Origin of the sequence: Pseudomonas sp. 24 E 13 (genome assembly GCF_900004715.1) — a bacterium.
GTDB lineage: Bacteria > Pseudomonadota > Gammaproteobacteria > Pseudomonadales > Pseudomonadaceae > Aquipseudomonas > Aquipseudomonas orientalis_A.
This window is the reverse complement of record NZ_CVTO01000020.1, coordinates 1-17,732: the sequence shown is the minus strand read 5'-3', so window position 1 is coordinate 17,732 and position 17,732 is coordinate 1. Positions and strand designations below refer to the sequence as shown.

General features: G+C 63.4%; 15 protein-coding genes. 5 read left to right on the top strand and 10 right to left on the bottom strand.

Annotated features, from left to right (window positions below; translation table 11 throughout):
* Positions 1–6: 6 nt before the first annotated feature.
* From cobG to BFP90_RS00760, 5 genes are all read left to right on the top strand, one after another.
* Positions 7–1,353, top strand: a complete 1,347-nt coding sequence (gene cobG, locus BFP90_RS00780) for a precorrin-3B synthase (RefSeq protein ID WP_065895727.1) — start codon at positions 7–9, stop codon at positions 1,351–1,353.
* Positions 1,346–1,972 carry a precorrin-8X methylmutase gene (locus tag BFP90_RS00775; RefSeq protein WP_065895726.1) on the top strand — a complete coding sequence of 209 codons (627 nt, stop codon included), beginning with the start codon at positions 1,346–1,348 and terminating at the stop codon, positions 1,970–1,972. The genes cobG and BFP90_RS00775 overlap by 8 nt, the downstream gene beginning before the upstream one ends.
* On the top strand, positions 1,972–2,703 hold the full coding sequence (locus BFP90_RS00770; RefSeq protein ID WP_065883437.1) for a precorrin-2 C(20)-methyltransferase: 732 nt from the start codon (positions 1,972–1,974) through the stop codon (positions 2,701–2,703). The genes BFP90_RS00775 and BFP90_RS00770 overlap by 1 nt, the downstream gene beginning before the upstream one ends.
* Entirely contained in the window at positions 2,703–4,340 is a 1,638-nt protein-coding gene (gene cobJ / locus BFP90_RS00765) for a precorrin-3B C(17)-methyltransferase (protein WP_065895725.1), read from the top strand. Before BFP90_RS00770 ends, cobJ begins: the two co-directional genes overlap by 1 nt.
* A gap of 238 nt (positions 4,341–4,578) precedes the next feature.
* Complete coding sequence (locus tag BFP90_RS00760) at positions 4,579–5,358, top strand: hypothetical protein (protein ID WP_065894591.1); 780 nt, start codon at positions 4,579–4,581, stop codon at positions 5,356–5,358.
* On the opposite strand, the gene BFP90_RS00755 is transcribed toward BFP90_RS00760, so the two are convergent.
* The 10 genes from BFP90_RS00755 to accB form a co-directional block, all read right to left on the bottom strand.
* Positions 5,355–5,951 (bottom strand): MarC family protein, encoded by a 597-nt coding sequence (locus BFP90_RS00755; RefSeq protein ID WP_065883442.1) that lies wholly within the window; start codon positions 5,949–5,951, stop codon positions 5,355–5,357. The two genes, BFP90_RS00760 and BFP90_RS00755, sit on opposite strands and share 4 nt — an antisense overlap.
* A 162-nt stretch (positions 5,952–6,113) precedes the next feature.
* The gene (locus tag BFP90_RS00750; protein ID WP_065894592.1) at positions 6,114–8,885 is read right to left on the bottom strand and encodes a hybrid sensor histidine kinase/response regulator; all 2,772 of its coding nucleotides are present in this window, start codon (positions 8,883–8,885) and stop codon (positions 6,114–6,116) included.
* Between the two features lie 101 nt (positions 8,886–8,986).
* A complete protein-coding gene (gene purD, locus BFP90_RS00745; RefSeq protein ID WP_065895724.1) occupies positions 8,987–10,279 on the bottom strand; it encodes a phosphoribosylamine--glycine ligase in 1,293 nt (430 codons plus the stop codon).
* 148 nt (positions 10,280–10,427) lie between these two features.
* Complete coding sequence (gene purH / locus BFP90_RS00740) at positions 10,428–12,035, bottom strand: bifunctional phosphoribosylaminoimidazolecarboxamide formyltransferase/IMP cyclohydrolase (protein ID WP_065895723.1); 1,608 nt, start codon at positions 12,033–12,035, stop codon at positions 10,428–10,430.
* An 81-nt stretch (positions 12,036–12,116) separates the two neighbouring features.
* A complete protein-coding gene (fis, locus tag BFP90_RS00735; protein ID WP_007250933.1) occupies positions 12,117–12,437 on the bottom strand; it encodes a DNA-binding transcriptional regulator Fis in 321 nt (106 codons plus the stop codon).
* Positions 12,434–13,447, bottom strand: coding sequence for a tRNA dihydrouridine synthase DusB (dusB, locus tag BFP90_RS00730; RefSeq protein WP_065895722.1), 1,014 nt, complete (start codon positions 13,445–13,447; stop codon positions 12,434–12,436). Before dusB ends, fis begins: the two co-directional genes overlap by 4 nt.
* 185 nt (positions 13,448–13,632) lie before the next feature.
* Positions 13,633–14,880, bottom strand: coding sequence for a DUF3426 domain-containing protein (locus tag BFP90_RS00725; RefSeq protein WP_065895721.1), 1,248 nt, complete (start codon positions 14,878–14,880; stop codon positions 13,633–13,635).
* 30 nt (positions 14,881–14,910) lie between these two features.
* Positions 14,911–15,789: a 50S ribosomal protein L11 methyltransferase gene (prmA, locus tag BFP90_RS00720; protein ID WP_065894597.1), complete on the bottom strand. Its 879-nt coding sequence runs from the start codon at positions 15,787–15,789 to the stop codon at positions 14,911–14,913.
* A 276-nt stretch (positions 15,790–16,065) separates the two neighbouring features.
* Entirely contained in the window at positions 16,066–17,427 is a 1,362-nt protein-coding gene (gene accC, locus BFP90_RS00715) for an acetyl-CoA carboxylase biotin carboxylase subunit (RefSeq protein WP_065883452.1), read from the bottom strand.
* A 17-nt stretch (positions 17,428–17,444) separates the two neighbouring features.
* Positions 17,445–17,732 (bottom strand): acetyl-CoA carboxylase biotin carboxyl carrier protein (gene accB / locus BFP90_RS00710; RefSeq protein ID WP_065895720.1); only part of this gene is annotated, 288 nt, incomplete at its 5' end.

Here is a 17,732-nt window from a genome sequence, read left to right as displayed (position 1 = left end):
CTTTTCATGCCGCCGGACAAAGCAGGCATAATACCGCGCCTTTACCCGTCAACCGGTAGCCCCGTGAACCCAACGCCCGCTGTAAATACCTTGCGCCCCTCGGCCTGTCCGGGGTTGCTGCGTATTGTCCAGGCGTTGGACGGCGGTATCTGTCGGGTCAAACTGGCCGGTGGTTCGCTTACCGCGGCCCAGGCCAACGCCGTGGCGGATGCTGCCCAGGCGTACGCGGGCGGGGTGATCGAGGCGACCAACCGCGCCAACCTGCAGATTCGCGGGATCGGCGCCGAGCAGGACGCCTTGATCGCAATGCTGCTGGCGGCCGGCCTCGGCCCGAGCAACGCGGCCGGTGATGACGTGCGCAACCTGATGCTCAGCCCCAGCGCCGGCATCGATCCGCAGATGCTGTTCGACACCCGCCCGCTGGCCGCGCAGATTCTCGCCACGTTGGACAGTCATCCGCGTTTTCATCAGTTGTCGGCCAAGTTCGCCGTGCAGCTGGACGGCGGTGAAGCCCTGGCGATGCTCGAGCATCACCATGACCTGTGGCTGTCGGCGTTTGTGCGCGAGGGGCAAACGCTGCTGGCGTTCGGCCTGGCCGGCTGCCCCGGCCTGAATGCGCCCGTGGCGGCCGTGCCGCTGGACCAGGGCCATGCGCTGGTGGTGGCGGTGCTGGAGGCCTTTCTCGACCTGGCGACGCCCGAGCAAACGCGCATGCGTCATCTGGCTGTGGATAAGTTATTGAGCCGCCTGAGCCTGCCGCTGCTGTCGGCCCAGGGCTTCAAACGCCCGGCCGGTGGTGCGTTGCTGCACATCGGAAGTTATCCCCAGCCCCGGAAGAATCAGTTCTACGTCGCGGCAGTCGCGCCTCTGGGCCGTCTGGATTCGCAGATGCTCCAGGGCGCCGCGCAACTGGCCAGCGAGTACGGCGATGGCACGTTGCGCTTCACGCCCTGGCAAGGCGTGCTGCTGCCCAACATTGAACGCCCTGGCGCCGTCACCGACCGCTTGGGGCAACTGGGCTTTCTCTGTTCAATCGAGCAACCCCTTGCGCGCATGATTGCCTGCACCGGTTCCAGCGGTTGCGGCAAGGGCCTGGCCGATACCAAGGCCGACGCAGTGCAATTGGCCACCCTGCAACCCGGCGTGGAGGTGCACCTGTCCGGTTGCCCGCGCTCCTGCGCCGCCGCGCACACCGCGCCGGTCACCTTGCTGGCGGTGAGTCCCGGCCATTACGACCTCTATTTTCGCGACGCCGCCCATCCAGGTTTTGGCCGGCTGCACGCGCGCACTCTTTCCATTGAAGCGGCGGGCGCCCTGTTACGCGCTCGCCCACGGAGCAACATCGATGATTGATTACATCCGCGACGGTCAGGAGATCTATCGCAACTCCTTCGCCATTATTCGCGCGGAAGCCAACCTGGACCGCATCCCGGCCGATCTGGAAAAACTTGCGGTGCGGGTGATTCATGCCTGCGGCATGGTCGAGGCGATCGACGGCCTGCAATTCTCCGAAGGCGCGGGCAAGGCCGGGCGCGATGCGCTCGCGGCGGGCGCACCGATTTTATGCGATGCGCGGATGGTCTCCGAAGGCGTGACCCGCGCGCGCCTGCCGGCCAATAACGCGGTGATCTGCACCCTGCGTGATGACGGCGTGCCTGAGCTGGCGCGGGAGTTGGGCAACACCCGTTCCGCTGCCGCCCTGGAACTGTGGCGTCCGCACCTGGCAGGCAGCGTGGTGGTGATCGGCAACGCGCCGACCGCCTTGTTCTACCTGCTGGAAATGCTCGACGCCGGCGCGCCGAAACCGGCGTTGATCCTCGGCTTCCCGGTGGGCTTTGTCGGCGCCGCCGAATCCAAGGCGATGCTTGCCGCCGACAGCCGTGGCGTGCCGTTCGTGATCATGCAGGGCCGTCTGGGCGGCAGTGCCATGGCCGCCGCCGCCGTCAATGCGCTCGCCACGGAGGTCGAATAATGCACCCACGCGGACGTCTGATCGGCCTGGGCGTAGGCCCCGGCGACCCGGAGCTGATCACCCTCAAGGCCCTGCGCCTGCTGCGCGAGTCGCCCGTGGTGGCGTACTTCGTGGCCAAGGGCAAGAAGGGCAATGCGTTCGGCATCATCGAGGACCATCTGGTGCCGCAACAAACCCTGATGCCCCTGGTGTACCCGGTGACCACCGAGGCGCTGCCGGCGCCGCTGTCCTATGAGCAAGTGATCAGCGACTTCTACGACACCGCCAGCGTCGATGTGGCGGCGCACCTGGATGCGGGCCGCGATGTGGCGGTGATCTGTGAAGGCGACCCGTTCTTCTACGGCTCCTATATGTACCTGCATGACCGCCTTGCCGAGCGCTATGAAGCGCAGGTCATCCCGGGCGTGTGTTCGATGCTGGGCGGCGCTTCGGTGTTGGGTGCGCCGCTGGTGTATCGCAACCAGAGCCTGTCGGTGCTGTCGGGGGTGTTGCCGCACGACGACCTCAAGCGCCGGCTGGCGGACGCTGACGCGGCGGTGATCATGAAGTTGGGGCGCAACTTCCACAAGGTGCGCCAAGTGTTGGAGGAACTCGGTCTGGCCGGGCGTGCGCTGTACGTGGAACGCGCCACCATGGCCAATCAGAAAATCGTGCCGCTGGACCAGGTGGAGCCGATGTCGTCACCATATTTTTCCTTGATCATCGTGCCCGGTGAACGGTGGCAAGGTTGATGAGCCCGGCGATTGTCATTCTGGGCCAGGGCAGCCTGGCGACTGCGCGCAGGATCCAGCAGCTTTACCCGGCGGCGCAGATCCATGGCCTGACCGGTCGGGTCGACGGCGCGGACCAGGTCTACAGCGAATTCGGCGCCACACTGCGCCAGCTCTACCAACAGGGAACACCGCTGATTGCGCTGTGCGCCGCCGGCATCGTCATCCGTACCCTCGCGCCGCTGCTGCTCGAAAAAGGTGAGGAGCCGGCCGTGCTGGCCGTTGCCGAAGACGGCAGCGCCGTGGTGCCCCTGCTGGGCGGGCTGGGCGGTGTGAATGTGATGGCGCGGGAGATTGCCGCCGCGTTGGGTGTGGCGGCGGCGATCACCACCAGCGGCGAGTTGCGCTTTGGCACCTGCCTGCTCAACCCGCCCAGGGGCTATGAGTTGGCGGACCTGGAGTTGGGCAAGCGCTTCGTCTCGGACCTGCTCGCCGGTGAAAGCGTGCGCATTGAAGGCGCGGCGCCCTGGCTGGCGCAGGCCAACTTGCCGCAGGCCGCGCACGCTCGCCTGGCGATACATGTGGGCAGTGCCGAGCGCGTGCCGGCCGCCAACGAATTAGTGATTTATCCGAAAACCGTCTGCGCCACCTGCAAGCCGGGCGCGCACCTGGCCGCACGTGTGCGCACCGCCTTGCATGAGGCAGGCATTGCCGTGCAGTCGCTGGCGTGCCTGCTTGCCAGCGACCTGCAGATGGCCGAAGCGTCGCTGCATGAGGCTGCGCTGGAACTGCGCGTACCGCTGCGGTTTGACAAGGTCGAGCCGCCGGCGGACATCACCCTCAGCGTCGCCGAACAGCCGTTGGACGTGTCACAGGTCGGTCGCCCACGCGGGCGCCTTGCCGTGATCGGGCTCGGCCCGGGCGCCGCTGAATTGATGGTGCCGGCGGTCAAGGCCGAGTTGGCGCGCTGCACCGATGTGCTGGGCTACGAAACCTACGTGCGCATGGCCGGGCCGTTCCGTGATGATCAGGTGCAGCACTGCACGGACAACCGCGAAGAAATGCAGCGCGCCCGGCACGCCTTCGAGCTGGCCGCCCAAGGGCGCTCGGTGGTGGTGGTGTCGTCCGGCGACCCGGGTGTGTTCGCCATGGCCGCTGCGGTGATCGAGGCGTTGCATGAGTCCAGCGACCCGGCCTGGCACCAGGTCGACCTGCAAATCCTGCCGGGCGTCTCGGCGTCCCTGGCCACCGCTGCCCAGGCCGGGGCGCCGCTGGGGCATGACTTCTGTGTGATGTCGCTGTCGGACAACCTCAAGCCGTGGTCGATCATCGAAAAGCGTCTGGACCTCGCGTCCCAGGCCGACCTGGCCCTGGCGTTCTACAACCCGATTTCCCGTGCGCGGCCGTGGCAACTGGGGCGTGCGCTGGAGATCGTCGCCCAGCACCGCACCCCTGAAACGCCGGTGGTGCTGGGCCGCGATATCGGTCGCCCGGGCCAGACGCTGCGCGTCACCACCCTGGGGCAACTCACCCCGGACCAGGTGGACATGCGCACCATGGTGCTGATCGGCTCGTCCACCACCTGCACCTTTGCGCGTGCCGGTGGCGGTGAGTGGGTGTACACCCCGCGCTGGTACGGCGATAAACCCGCCGGCTGAAAACAGCTCGGCAGTGGCCCGAAAGCTCCGAATGACTCCAGGATTTTTCTGTTGTCGTTCGGGGCTTTTTCTTTTTTTCACGACGAAACCACGAGGCTCATCGTGCATGCCGCGTTATTGCGGGTCGGCGCGTTTTGCCGGGCCGCGCCAAGGGATGTTTGTTGCCTGGAAAGCCCGTCGGCGAGTGGACTAGTGTGGTTACAAGCCCCGAGTCGGGGTGTACGTGGAGAATTGGGAAATGGAGCGACACCACAGAAGGATCAACAGTACAAAACGGCGCAAGCTGATTGCCGCCTACAAATTGCCGGGCGCGCCGGGCACGCCCGCGACGTTACCGCTGGACACCGAAGATGACTGCAATGCGGCGGTGGTCAACAACGGTGTGATTTCCTTTGCCGAGGGGCTGTCCGGGCTTAACCGCGAATACATCCGTAAAAGCTACCTGCTGGCCAGCAGTTACGTGAGCGATGTATTGAAGGTGCATCGGGGCACCGAGGCCTGGTACGACGAATTCATCAAAGTGATGGTCAGCCTCGGCTGGCTGCCGGTGCGCAGCAGCTTCGAGCGCGTCTCGCGCGCGGGCAGGGGGCTGACGGTGCAACTGACGGCGCTGAATATCATCGGCGCAATGCTCGCCTCGATGTCCATGTCGGGGCCGTTGCTCAGCCTGCTGCCGAAACTGGCCGCCGATGCGCTGGAGACCTTGAAGCAACTGCCGGCATCTTTCGATTTGTTCAAACGCAACAGCAGCGTGCACCAGGGCGGTGACTTCGGCGTGGCGTCCTGCGCTGAAACCAATGGCGAAGTGATGATGGTCCTGGTGACCTACAGCAGCCATGGCGTGAGCAAGCAGGTGGGGTTGCCGTTCCTTGAATGGGACAGCTCATCGTTCGAGGCCTTCAGCGGGCAGACCTGCCTGGTGCTCAACACCTCGGTGGTCAATGAACAGACCCTGCAACTGATGCGCGACAGTGCGGGTGACAACGTGCAGTCGGCCATCGCCAAATACCGGATCTAGGTCACCAGATAGCCACGGACCCCGGTAAAGATAATTTGCGCGGCCAGGGCGCACACGAACAAGCCCATCAACCGGCTGACAATCTGCAAGCCCTGGTCGCCAAGAATGCGTTCGATCCGATTGGACAGGTACAGCACCACCCCCACCGTGAGACTGGCCAGGGCGATGCTGAGGATGGCGGTGAGCTTGTCGTCCCAATGGGGCTGGCTCACCCCCATTACCAGCAATGCACCGATGGTGCCGGGGCCGACCGTGAGCGGGATGGTCAGCGGTACGATGGTCACGTCCTGCTGCACGTTATCGGTTTGCACCGCCGATTTGCCTTGGGCCATGCCCAGGGCGGAGATAAACAGCACGCTGCCGGCGCCGATGCGGAACGCGTCCACGGTGATGCCGAACACACTGAAAATGACCCGGCCGAACAGGTACAGCAGCACGCTCGACACCAGCGTCGCCAACGCGACTTTCCAGGCCAGGCGCCGCCGCTCCTTGCTGGAATAGCCGCGGGTCAGGCTGATAAAGCAGGACAGCACGAAGAACGGGCTGTAGAGCACCAGCATCTTCAGGTAAACGCTGAATAACACGTGGAGCATGGGGGGACTCGCGGGCGGTGGAAGTGTGGAGGAGTCTATCAGGCGACGCGCGTCAAATGTGGGAGGGGGCTTGCCCCCGATTGCGGAGTGTCAGCAGATACATCTGTGGCTGACCCACCGCTATCGGGGGCAAGCCCCCTCCCACATTTGATTGGATTTCAATCAGGACGGCGCGTGTTCCGGGCGTTGCTGGCGCTGCACAACCCAGTAATCCACCAGCTCGCGCAGCTGTGACAGTTCCACCGGCTTGGCCATATGCCCGTCCATCCCCGCCTGGCGCGCGCGTTCTTTATGTTCCGAGAGAATATGCGCCGTGAGCGCCACCACCGGCGTGCGCACACGTTGATGGCTGACCTCCCACGCGCGCAGCTGCTGGGTGGCGGAGAAACCATCGAGGATCGGCATTTCACAGTCCATCAGCACCAGGTCATAGCGCTGGGCTTTCATCGCCTCCAACGCTTCTTCGCCGTTGCTGGCGGTATCCGGGTTGAGGTTGAGCTTGCCGAGCATGCCGCGTATCACTTTGGTGGAGATACTGTTGTCCTCGGCCACCAGGATGCGGAAGTCGCTGGGCACGGTAATGGCTGCCGGCGCGGCGGGAGCGAGGCGAGGGTGGGGGGCGCCTTTGCTGCGCTGGGTCAGTTCGTCGGCCAGGGTGGTCTTGAGCGTATAACCGGCCACCGGCTTGGCGAGGATGCGCTTGATCCCGCAGTTGCGCGCGATGATCTTGCTCGGCGCGTTGCTGATGCCGGTGAGCATGATCAGCAGGATATCGTGGTTCAGGCTCGGGTCTTCCTTGATCTTGGCCGCCAGTTGCATGCCGGTCATGCCGGGCATGTTCTGGTCCAGCAACACCACGTCGAAGTAATCGCGCAGGTGCGCCTTGGTGCGCAGCAGGGCCAGGGCCTCTTTGCCCGAAGCCACGGCGCTGACGTTCAGGCCCCAGGCCGAGCATTGCTGCAGCAGTACCTTGCGGCAGGTGTCGTTGTCGTCCACCACCAGTACCCGTGCGTCCTTGAGCGGGCCGTCGAGATCGGAGGTCGGGTGTTCGAGGCGTTCGGGGTCCAACGGCAGGGTCAGCCACAGGGTGCTGCCCTGGTGACTGCCGCTCTTGACGCCGAATTCGCCGTTCATCAACAGGATCAACTGGCGTGCGATCACCAGGCCCAGGTGGCCGCTCAAGCGTGTGGCCGAGAGGAAGTTCTTGCTGTGCAGTTCGCTGTGCATCAGGGCGTCGCGCTCGGCGGCGTCCATGGGCACGCCGCTGTCTTGCACGGCAATGCGCAGGCGTGGCTGGGTGCTGCGCTCGTCGAGGGCAACGACGATCAGCACCTCGCCCTCGTCGGTTTTATGCAGGGCGTTTTCCAGCAGGCTCAACAGCGCCTGGCGCAGGCGTGTCGGGTCACCGCTGATCACGCGCGGCACCTGGGGCTGGATAAAGCTGATCAGCTCGACATTCTGCTGCTCGGCCTTGGCGCGGAAGATGCTCAGGCAGTCGTCGATCAGCGCGTTGAGGTCGAACTGCACATCATCGAGTTCGATCTGCCCCGATTCGAGCTTGGAGATGTCGAGGATTTCGTTGATCAGCGTGAGCAATTCGTTGCCGGCGCTGTGAATGGTCTGCACGTAGTCGCGTTGTTTCACCGACAACGGCGTGCCCAGCAGCAACTCGGTCATGCCCAGCACGCCGTTCATGGGGGTGCGGATTTCGTGGCTGATCTTCGCCAGGAACTCGGCCTTGGCCGCGATTTCGGCATTGCTCGCGGCCAGGTCGCGGCTGAGGCTGAAGCGCGTTTCAACAATGGCGCGCTGGCGTTCGCCGAGGGCCAGGCTCATCAGCAGGCCGCTGATGCAGATGAAACTCAGCAGGGTGATGATCAGGCCTTGCGGTGCCAACAACGTGAGGCCGAGCAGGGCGGGAAGAATGATCAGCGTGCCGATGTTGAACACCACCATCCCCGCCACGAACAGGCGCGCCGGACGATAGCCCCGTTGCCAGTGATAGGCCGATACAAACAGCATGCTCAGGCCGGCCAGCGCCACCAGGGCATAGGTGATGATGTTCAGCGGCAGGGTGTTGACGAACAACAGCAGCAGGCCACACAGCACGATCACCAATATGTCGGCCATCAACAGTTTGTTCAGCGGGTGCGGGCCCAGCGGCATGAAGAAGCGATAGGCAAACATCAGCCCGCACGGCGCGGTCAGCAGCAGGGCGAGGTAGGCGCCGGGGGTCTGGATCGCGTGCCAGTTGGGCAGCCACGGCCCCACCACGTTGAGCAACAGCGCCAGGCTGAGCATCAGCAGGAACTCACACGCGGCCAGCCACAGGCTGCTGCGCGAGCGGTGGTAGGCGAAGCGCGTGAGGTTATGCAGGATCAGCATCAGCAGGACGCCGAACAGCAAGCCGTAGACCAGCGTCTGGTTCTGGTTGGCGGCGGCGAGTACGGCGGGTTCCAGGGTGATATAGGGGCGCAGCTCGTGTTCCGACACCAGGCGCAGGTAAACCTCGAGCGGGCGCTGGCTCTGTGGCATCGGCAGCATGAAGTCACTGCTGGGCAGCGGGCGCTCGGCCTGGGGTTGGCGCGTGCCGGTGGTCTGCTGCTCCACCAGGCTGTTGCCGTCCAGCACATACAGGCTCAGGCTCGACAAGTCCGGGGCGAACACCCGCAGCACCTGTTCATGCTTGCCGGGTTGCAGCTTGAAGCGTACCCACAACGCACCGTCCGGCGGCGCGGCAGTAATCCGGTCCAGTTCGATGGGGCTGAATTGATTGGTGTAGCGCGAGGAACGGATGTCGCTCAGTTGCAGGTCGGCCTGATCATCGAGCAAGACTGCCCAACCACTGCCTTGCGCCGCGGCTTGAGCCGGGACCAGGCAGAGCAGGGTCAGCAGACTGACGGTAAAACCTAAGGCGATCCTGAGCCAGCGCACGGCGAAGTCCCTTCGTAGGTGAATGCACGGGTTAACTATGCGCGGGGCGGCATGAGTACGGCAAGGGCCAGAGGCCCTTACCTACCCGAACGGATAGCTACTCAGTGGTTCTCGCCGCGTTCACGGGCAATGGCGCGGTAACCGATATCAGTGCGGTAGAAGCAGCCTTTCCAGTCGATTTTCGCGGCCAACTTGTACGCTTGCTGCTGCGCGGCGTCGACGCTGGCGCCCATCGCGGTGGCGCACAGCACGCGGCCACCGGCGGTGACGACCTTGCCGTTCTGCAGCGCAGTGCCGGCATGAAACACTTTGCCTTCCAGCGCAGCCGCGGCGTCCAGGCCTTCAATCACATCGCCCTTGGCGTAATCGGCAGGGTAACCGCCGGCCGCGAGCACGATGCCGACGCTCGGGCGTGGGTCCCACTGTGCTTCGACCTTGTCCAGGGCCTGGGCCAGCGCGGCTTCCACCAGCAGCACCAGGCTCGATTGCAGGCGCAGCATCACCGGTTGGGTTTCCGGGTCGCCGAAGCGGCAGTTGAACTCGATGACTTTCGGGTTGCCGGCTTTGTCGATCATCAGGCCGGCGTAGAGGAAACCGGTGTAGACGTTGCCTTCGTCGGCCATGCCGCGCACGGTCGGCCAGATCACCAGGTCCATGACGCGCTGGTGCACCTGGGCGGTGACCACCGGCGCCGGGGAATAAGCGCCCATGCCGCCGGTGTTCGGGCCGCTGTCGCCGTTGCCGACGCGCTTGTGGTCCTGACTGGTGGCCATCGGCAAGACGTTCTTGCCGTCGACCATCACGATGAAGCTGGCTTCTTCGCCGTCGAGGAATTCCTCGATGACCACGCGCGAACCGGCATCACCAAAGGCGTTACCGGCGAGCATGTCGCGTACGGCGTCCTCGGCTTCCTGCAGGGTCATGGCGACGATCACGCCTTTACCGGCGGCCAGGCCGTCGGCCTTGATCACGATCGGCGCACCTTTTTCACGCAGGTAAGCCAGGGCCGGCTCGATCTCGGTGAAGTTCTGGTAGTCGGCTGTCGGGATCTTGTGGCGCGCCAGGAAGTCCTTGGTGAAGGCTTTCGAGCCTTCCAGTTGAGCGGCGCCGGCGGTCGGGCCGAAGCAATCCAGGCCACGGCTGCGGAACAGGTCGACGACGCCGGCAACCAATGGGACTTCCGGACCGACGATGGTCAGGGAGACGTTCTTTTCGGCAAAGTCCGCCAGTTGCTCAAGCGCCAGTACGTCGATGGCGACGTTTTCGCACTTGGCTTCAATGGCGGTACCGGCGTTGCCGGGCGCAACGAAGACTTTCTGCACACGGGGGTCCTGGGCAACTTTCCAGGCCAGGGCGTGTTCACGGCCACCGCTGCCAATGATCAAAACATTCATTTCAAAAACCTCTGGGAAACGCTGTGCTTCACTGTAGGAGCGAGCTTGCTCGCGAAGATCGTCAACGATAACGGGGGAAACCTGACCCCCGTGGCGCTCTCGGGCTTTTCGCGAGCAAGCTCGCTCCTACAGTAGGAAGCAGTGGTGTTTAGTGGCGGAAGTGGCGCATGCCGGTGAAGACCATCGCAATGCCGGCTTCATCAGCGGCGGCGATCACTTCAGCATCACGCATCGAACCACCCGGTTGGATCACGGCGGTCACGCCGGCTTTCGCGGCATTGTCCAGGCCATCACGGAACGGGAAGAACGCATCGGACGCCATCACCGAGCCCACCACCTGCAAACCGGCGTGTTCGGCCTTGATCGCGGCGATACGCGCCGAGTTCACACGGCTCATCTGGCCGGCGCCGACACCGATGGTCTGGCGGTTCTTGGCGTAGACGATGGCGTTGGATTTGACGTACTTGGCCACTTTCCAGGCGAAGATCAGGTCGTTGATCTCTTGCTCGGTGGGCGCGCGTTTGGTCACCACTTTCAGGTCTTCGCTGCCGATCATGCCGATGTCGCGGCTCTGTACCAGCAGGCCGCCATTGACGCGCTTGTAGTCCCAGGCAGCGGCGCGGTCAGCCGACCATTCACCGCAGGCCAGCAGGCGCACATTGGCTTTGGCCGCGACGATGGCGCGCGCCTCTTCGCTGACGCTTGGCGCGATGATCACTTCGACGAACTGGCGCTCGACGATCGCCTTGGCGGTCTCGGCATCCAGTTCGCGGTTGAAGGCGATGATGCCGCCGAACGCCGATTCGGTGTCGGTGGCGTAGGCCAGCTCGTAGGCCTGGCGGATCCCGCCTTCAGCGTCCGGGCTCACCGCCACGCCGCACGGGTTGGCGTGCTTGACGATCACGCAGGCCGGCTTGACGAAGCTCTTCACGCATTCCAGCGCGGCGTCGGTGTCGGCCACGTTGTTGTAGGACAGCTCTTTGCCTTGCAGCTGGGTCGCAGTGGCAATGCCGACTTCGGCCGGGTTTGCCTCCACGTAGAACGCCGCGCTCTGGTGCGGGTTCTCGCCGTAGCGCATTTCCTGGGCCTTGATGAACTGGCTGTTGAAGGTGCGCGGGAACTGGCTGCGGCCTTCTGTGCTCAAGGTCTCGGCCGCCTGGTTAACGGTGCCCATGTAGTTGGCGATCATGCCGTCGTAGGCGGCGGTGTGTTCGAATGCCTTGAGCATCAGGTCGAAACGCTGGGCGTAGGTCAGGCCACCGGCTTTCAGGTTCTCCAGGACGTTGGCGTAGTCGCTGGCATTGACCACGATGGCCACGTCTTTATGGTTCTTGGCGGCCGAGCGGACCATGGTCGGGCCGCCGATATCGATGTTTTCGATGGCGGTCGGCAGGTCGCAACCTGGCTTGTTGATGGTGGCTTCGAAGGGGTAGAGGTTGACGGCGACCAGGTCGATCGGCTTGATGCCGTGCTCGTTCATGATGGCGTCGTCGATACCGCGACGGCCGAGGATGCCGCCGTGAATTTTCGGGTGCAGGGTTTTGACCCGACCGTCCATCATTTCCGCGAAACCGGTGTAGTCCGCGACTTCTACTGCGGCCACGCCGTTGTCCTGCAGCAGTTTGAAGGTCCCGCCCGTGGAGAGGATTTCCACGCCCAGGGCTTCCAGCTCCCGGGCAAATTCGAGGATCCCGGTCTTGTCGGAAACACTGATCAAGGCGCGGCGGATCGGCAGGCGGGTAGTCTGGTCGGTCATTTCAATTTCCATCAAAAGCAAAGGAGTCAGCAAAAAAGGCGACCGTTTTTACGCGGGCGCCTTTCTGGTTTGATTGAATGCTTACAGCAAATCGTACTGCTTGAGCTTTTTGCGCAAGGTCCCACGATTGAGGCCCAGCAGCTCACTGGCTTTGGTCTGGTTGCCCTTGACGTAGTTCATCACGCTTTCGAGCAGGGGCGCCTCGACTTCGGAGAGCACCAGGTTGTACACGTCCGTGACGGAAGCACCCTCGAGGTGGGCGAAATAATTGTGCAGCGCCTTCTCGACACTCCCGCGAAGGGTCTGGCCTTCTTCGCTCGGCGTGTTGAGGTGCTGTTTCAAATTGACGTTGTCGCTCACGGGTGCTGTTCCACTCACTAAAGTCTCGGTCATCAAGGTCATGCGGCCACCCCTTCTCCATCCCCTGTTGCCAGGCTCTTGTCACGTTCGGCGAAGAATTCACGAACGATGGCGACCTGTGCCTGCGTTTCATCCAAACGATTGAACTGAGCGCGCAATTCCTTGGCGCCCGGCAAGGTGGCGAGGTACCAGCCGACATGCTTGCGAGCAATACGTACGCCCATCACGTCCCCATAGAAGGCGTGCAGGGCGGCCAGATGCTCCAGCAGAATACGTTCCACCTCGGTCAGTCCCGGTGCCGGCAACACGTCGCCGGTACGCAGGAAATGCTCGATTTCACGGAAAATCCATGGCCGCCCCTGGGCGGCCCGGCCGATCAACAAGCCGTCGGCACCGGTGGCGTGCAGCACGCGCCGGGCTTTTTCGGCTGAATCGATATCGCCATTGGCAAACACCGGCATCGACACGGCCTGCTTGATCGCGGCAACCGTGTCGTACTCGGCTTCCCCGGTATAAAGGTCGGCGCGGGTGCGGCCATGCACCGCCAGCGCTGCAATACCCGCCTGTTCGGCGATCTTCGCCACCGTCAGGCCATTCTTGTTGCCCCGGTCCCAACCGGTACGAATCTTCAGGGTCACCGGCACATCGACTGCGGCGACAACGGCCTGCAGGATCTCGGCAACCAACTGCTCATCTTTCAACAGGGCGGAACCGGCGGCCTTGTTGCAGACCTTCTTGGCCGGGCAGCCCATGTTGATATCAATGATCTGCGCGCCCAGCTCCACATTGGCCCTGGCCGCATCCGCCAGCATCTGCGCATCTCCCCCGGCGATCTGCACCGAGCGCGGCTCGGGATCACCTTCGTGGATCATGCGCATCCGCGACTTGCGGGTGTTCCACAAACTCATGTCGCTGGTGACCATTTCAGAGACTACTAGACCCGCGCCCAAACGTTTGCAGAGCTGACGAAAGGGCTGGTCCGTGACGCCCGCCATCGGGGCGAGGATCAAGCCGTTGTGCAATGTATATGGGCCGATGCGTACCGCCGACATAGGACTTCCCTGTTGTGGGGCCGGATCATTAGAGTTCGAAAAAGGGTTGGCATGATACCCGCTCTCGATGACTGGATAAAGGCTGAATTGGATAAAATCTGAACAGTTATTTTTTTATCGCCATCGGTTTGGTTGACGCCGGTGCAGTCAATAATCCGTCGTCAAACCACGGTTGCGGCGTGGCTTCATTCGGGCGAATGGAAGGTCAGGCTGTAATTCACGGCTTTGTTGCCGGGGTCGAGGATGTCCAGGGAGATGTGGATCGGCACCTGCGACGGCATTTCGCTGACCCCGGCCAATTCGCCGCTGAGGTATTCGGCGGGCTTGAAGCGCCGACTGGCGATCAGGCCGCCGTTGAGGTCGGCAAAGCGCAGTTCCAGCAGCGGGAAGGGCTGGGAGAAGGTTGCGCGGTTGTAGATGATCGCATCCACCACAAGGGCCCCGGCGAACTCCGGGTGGCTGCGCACCACCAGGTTGCTGCTCTTGATATGGGCGATGTCGACCCGCGATGGCACGCTGCAGCCCAAGGACGGGCACAGTTGCTGGAACCACGGGCGGTAGGTGTCCTGGCGGGCCAGTTCGTCGAATTGGTAGGCGATGTACTGGCCTGCCAGGCCGGCGGCAGCCAGCAGTACCAGCACGATCCAGATCAGGCGGCGACCCCAGCCTGACGCGCGCTTGTGCGCATACAGGTGCAGCGGATCGTCTTCCAGTTCCTGGAACAGGTCGTCGTGGGCGCTGGAATCGGCGCGCACTCGCTTGCGCCGCGATTGCGCACGCTCGTCGACTGCGTTCGCCGCCGGGGTCAGGGGTGTGAACGGTGGGTCCGGATCATCATCGTCGGGCGGGGTCTCACGCAGTGGCGGCTCGTCGTCGATATCGTCGGTGTGAAAGGACATGGACGGTTCGGTGCGGGCGCTCGGCGCAGATTCCGCTTCGGCGGGCAGGTCGCGTTCCTGCGGCGGCTCGCTGAACAGACTGGCGGCCCATTTTTCTTCCTCGGCCTTGACCGTATGGCGGCTGGCGCTGAGGGCGTCGTCCTTGTGCCGACGGTCGGCCCCCGGCTGGCGCCGTTCTGCGCCGACGGGCTGGGTGTGCTGAATCTCGCGGCGCTCGAGTTTGGCCAGCTCTTCGTCCAGGTCCAGGTTGTCCAGGTCCAGTTCTTCGGCCGTCCACTGCTTCTGGCTGATGGCGCGTGGGGCTTCGGCGGCAGGCTCAAGCACCGGGGCGTGGTCGGGAGCATAGTCAGGAGCTTGGTCAGGAGCGTGGCCAGGTTGCATTTGCGCCCGTTGCTCCAGCAACTGGCGAGCGGCATTGAACACTTGCAGGCACGAGCCGCAGCGCACCACGCCGCGGGCCACGTTCAACTGAGCGTGGCTGACGCGAAAGCGCGACTGGCAATGCGGGCACTGGGTGACGAAACTGTCGGTCATGCGGCCATCCGATTCAGGCAAGCGCTCATTCTAGCGCCGACGTCCACTGATGCGCACCCAACCGTCACGGTTGGCGATGGGGTCCAGCTCGAAATCCCTGGCGTAGGCGGCAGCGACCTCTTCGCCCTGCTCGGCGAGGATGCCCGACAGCGCCAGGCGCCCGCCCGGCTTGACCAGGCTCGACAACTGCGGCGCCAGTGACACCAGCGGCCCGGCGAGAATATTGGCGACCAGCACGTCGGCCTGTACCTGCGGCAAGTCCTCAGGCAGATAGAGTGGGAATTTGCCTTCAGGAATGTGGTTGCGCCCGGCGTTATCGCGGGAAGCTTCCAGTGCTTGCACGTCGATATCGGTGCCCACGGCTTCGTTGGCGCCCAGCAGCAGGGCGGCGATCGCCAGGATCCCCGAGCCGCAGCCGAAGTCGAGCACGTTGCAGTCGGTCAGGTCCTGGCCGTCCAGCCATTCCAGGCACAGCGCGGTGGTGGGGTGAGTGCCGGTGCCGAACGCCAGGCCCGGGTCCAGCAACAGATTGACGGCCTCCGGCTCGGGTGCGGCGTGCCAGCTCGGTACGATCCACAGGCGCTGGCCGAAGCGCATGGGCTGGAAGTTATCCATCCAGCTGCGTTCCCAGTCCTGGTCTTCGATCACTTCGCTGTGATGCTCGGGCAGCGGGCCGCCGGTGAGCAATTCCATATGCGCCAGCACGGCGGCGGCATCGGTGCCGTCTTCGAACAGGGCCAGCAGATGGGTGTGGGACCACAGCGGGGTGGTGTTGAGTTCCGGTTCGAAGATCGGCTGGTCTTCGGCATCCATGAAAGTCACCGACACGGCGCCGACTTCGAGGAAAGCGTCTTCGTAGGTTTCGGCTTGTTCCGGGCTGATGGCGAGACGAACTTGCAGCCAAGGCATGGCGGGCACCTTTGAAAAAAATGAGTGTGCAGCGCGTAGGCCGCGAAAGCGCGCAAGTTTACGCGAGCGAACGGCAGAAGACGACATTACTGAATGAATGCGGAGCAAATGTGGGAGGGGGCTTGCCCCCGATTGCAGTGTGTCAGTCTCAATATCTGTAACTGATCCACCGCTATCGGGGGCAAGCCCCCTCCCACATTTGGACTGTGTATGGCCTGAAAGTTGGGGTGCAGAAACAACAAAACCGCCCGAAGGCGGCTTTGTTGGGTGGAGCGCTTACTGGTTGGCCAGCTTGTGTTCCAGGTAGTGAATGTTCACACCCCCTTCGCAGAAGCCTTCATCACGAACCAGGTCCCGATGCAGCGGGATGTTGGTCTTGATGCCGTCGACCACGATTTCGTCCAGGGCGTTGCGCATGCGGGCCATGGCCTCGTCGCGGGTCGCGCCCCAGGTGATCAGCTTGCCGATCAGCGAGTCGTAGTTGGACGGAACCTTGTAGCCGCTGTACAGGTGCGAATCCACACGTACGCCGTTGCCGCCGGGCGCGTGGAAATGCTTGACCAGGCCAGGGCTCGGCATGAAGGTTTGCGGGTCTTCGGCGTTGATCCGGCACTCCAGGGAGTGGCCGTGGATCTTCACGTCGTCCTGGGTGAAGGACAGCACGTTGCCGGCGGCGATGCTGAGCATCTCCTTGACGATGTCGATACCGGTGACCATCTCCGACACCGGATGCTCTACCTGCACACGAGTGTTCATCTCGATGAAGTAGAAACGGCCGTTCTCGTAGAGGAACTCGAAGGTACCGGCGCCACGGTAGTTGATGTCGATGCACGCCTTGACGCAGCGCGCCAGGACTTCTTCGCGAGCCTTTTCGTCCAGACCCGGTGCCGGCGCTTCTTCCAGGACCTTCTGGTGACGACGTTGCAGCGAGCAATCGCGGTCACCCAGGTGGATCGCGTGGCCCTGGCCGTCGGACAGTACCTGCACTTCCACGTGACGTGGGTTGGTCAGGTACTTCTCCAGGTAGACCATCGGGTTGCCGAACCAGGCGCCCGCTTCGGAGCGGGTCTGCTTGGCGGCTTCGATCAGGTCTTCTTCCTTGTGCACCACGCGCATGCCGCGACCACCACCGCCACCGGCGGCCTTGATGATCACCGGGTAACCGACTTCGCGACCAATGCGCAGCGCGGTTTCTTCGTCTTCCGGCAACGGGCCGTCGGAGCCAGGAACGGTTGGCACGCCGGCCGCGATCATGGCGTCCTTGGCCGAAACCTTGTCGCCCATCAGGCGAATGGTTTCGGCTTTAGGGCCGATGAAGGCGAAGCCGGATTTTTCCACCTGTTCGGCGAAATCGGCGTTTTCCGCGAGGAAGCCGTAGCCCGGGTGGATGCCATCAGCGCCGGTCACTTCAGCTGCCGCGATGATGTTCGAGACTTTCAGGTACGAGTTCGTGGCCAGTGGCGGGCCGATGCAGATGCTTTCGTCCGCCAGTTTCACGTGCATCAATTCGGTATCGGCCGTCGAGTAAACAGCGACGGTCTTGATGCCCTCTTCCTTACAGGCGCGCAGGATACGCAGCGCGATCTCGCCGCGGTTGGCGATCAGGACTTTTTGCAGTTTCTTCGCAGGTTTCAACATCGAAGGTGCTCCGCGGTTCAAACGATGGTGAACAGCGGCTGGTCGTACTCAACCGGCTGACCGTTTTCTACCAGGATGGATTCAATGACGCCGGCTTTTTCCGCAGTGATGTGGTTCATCATCTTCATCGCTTCAACGATGCAGATGGTGTCGCCCACTTTCACGGTCTTGCCCACTTCAACGAAGGCCGGCGAGGTCGGTGCCGGGGTGCGGTAGAAGGTACCGACCATTGGCGACTTGACCACGAAACCGTTCAGCTCAGGGGCTGCCGGGGCCGCAGGTGCTGCGGCTGGAGCGGCGGCGGC

Bases quoted from the DNA above. Each gene is read 5' to 3' on its own strand.
- cobG (WP_065895727.1), top strand. From the start codon at position 7: ATGCCGCCGGACAAAGCAGGCATAATACCGCGCCTTTACCCGTCAACC.
- cobJ (WP_065895725.1), top strand. From the start codon at position 2,703: ATGAGCCCGGCGATTGTCATTCTGGGCCAGGGCAGCCTGGCGACTGCG.
- BFP90_RS00770 (WP_065883437.1), top strand. From the start codon at position 1,972: ATGCACCCACGCGGACGTCTGATCGGCCTGGGCGTAGGCCCCGGCGAC.
- BFP90_RS00725 (WP_065895721.1), bottom strand. From the start codon at position 14,880: ATGACCGACAGTTTCGTCACCCAGTGCCCGCATTGCCAGTCGCGCTTT.
- prmA (WP_065894597.1), bottom strand. From the start codon at position 15,789: ATGCCTTGGCTGCAAGTTCGTCTCGCCATCAGCCCGGAACAAGCCGAA.
- BFP90_RS00775 (WP_065895726.1), top strand. From the start codon at position 1,346: ATGATTGATTACATCCGCGACGGTCAGGAGATCTATCGCAACTCCTTC.
- dusB (WP_065895722.1), bottom strand. From the start codon at position 13,447: ATGTCGGCGGTACGCATCGGCCCATATACATTGCACAACGGCTTGATC.
- accC (WP_065883452.1), bottom strand. From the start codon at position 17,427: ATGTTGAAACCTGCGAAGAAACTGCAAAAAGTCCTGATCGCCAACCGC.
- BFP90_RS00760 (WP_065894591.1), top strand. From the start codon at position 4,579: ATGGAGCGACACCACAGAAGGATCAACAGTACAAAACGGCGCAAGCTG.
- fis (WP_007250933.1), bottom strand. From the start codon at position 12,437: ATGACCTTGATGACCGAGACTTTAGTGAGTGGAACAGCACCCGTGAGC.
- purD (WP_065895724.1), bottom strand. From the start codon at position 10,279: ATGAATGTTTTGATCATTGGCAGCGGTGGCCGTGAACACGCCCTGGCC.
- purH (WP_065895723.1), bottom strand. From the start codon at position 12,035: ATGACCGACCAGACTACCCGCCTGCCGATCCGCCGCGCCTTGATCAGT.
- BFP90_RS00755 (WP_065883442.1), bottom strand. From the start codon at position 5,951: ATGCTCCACGTGTTATTCAGCGTTTACCTGAAGATGCTGGTGCTCTAC.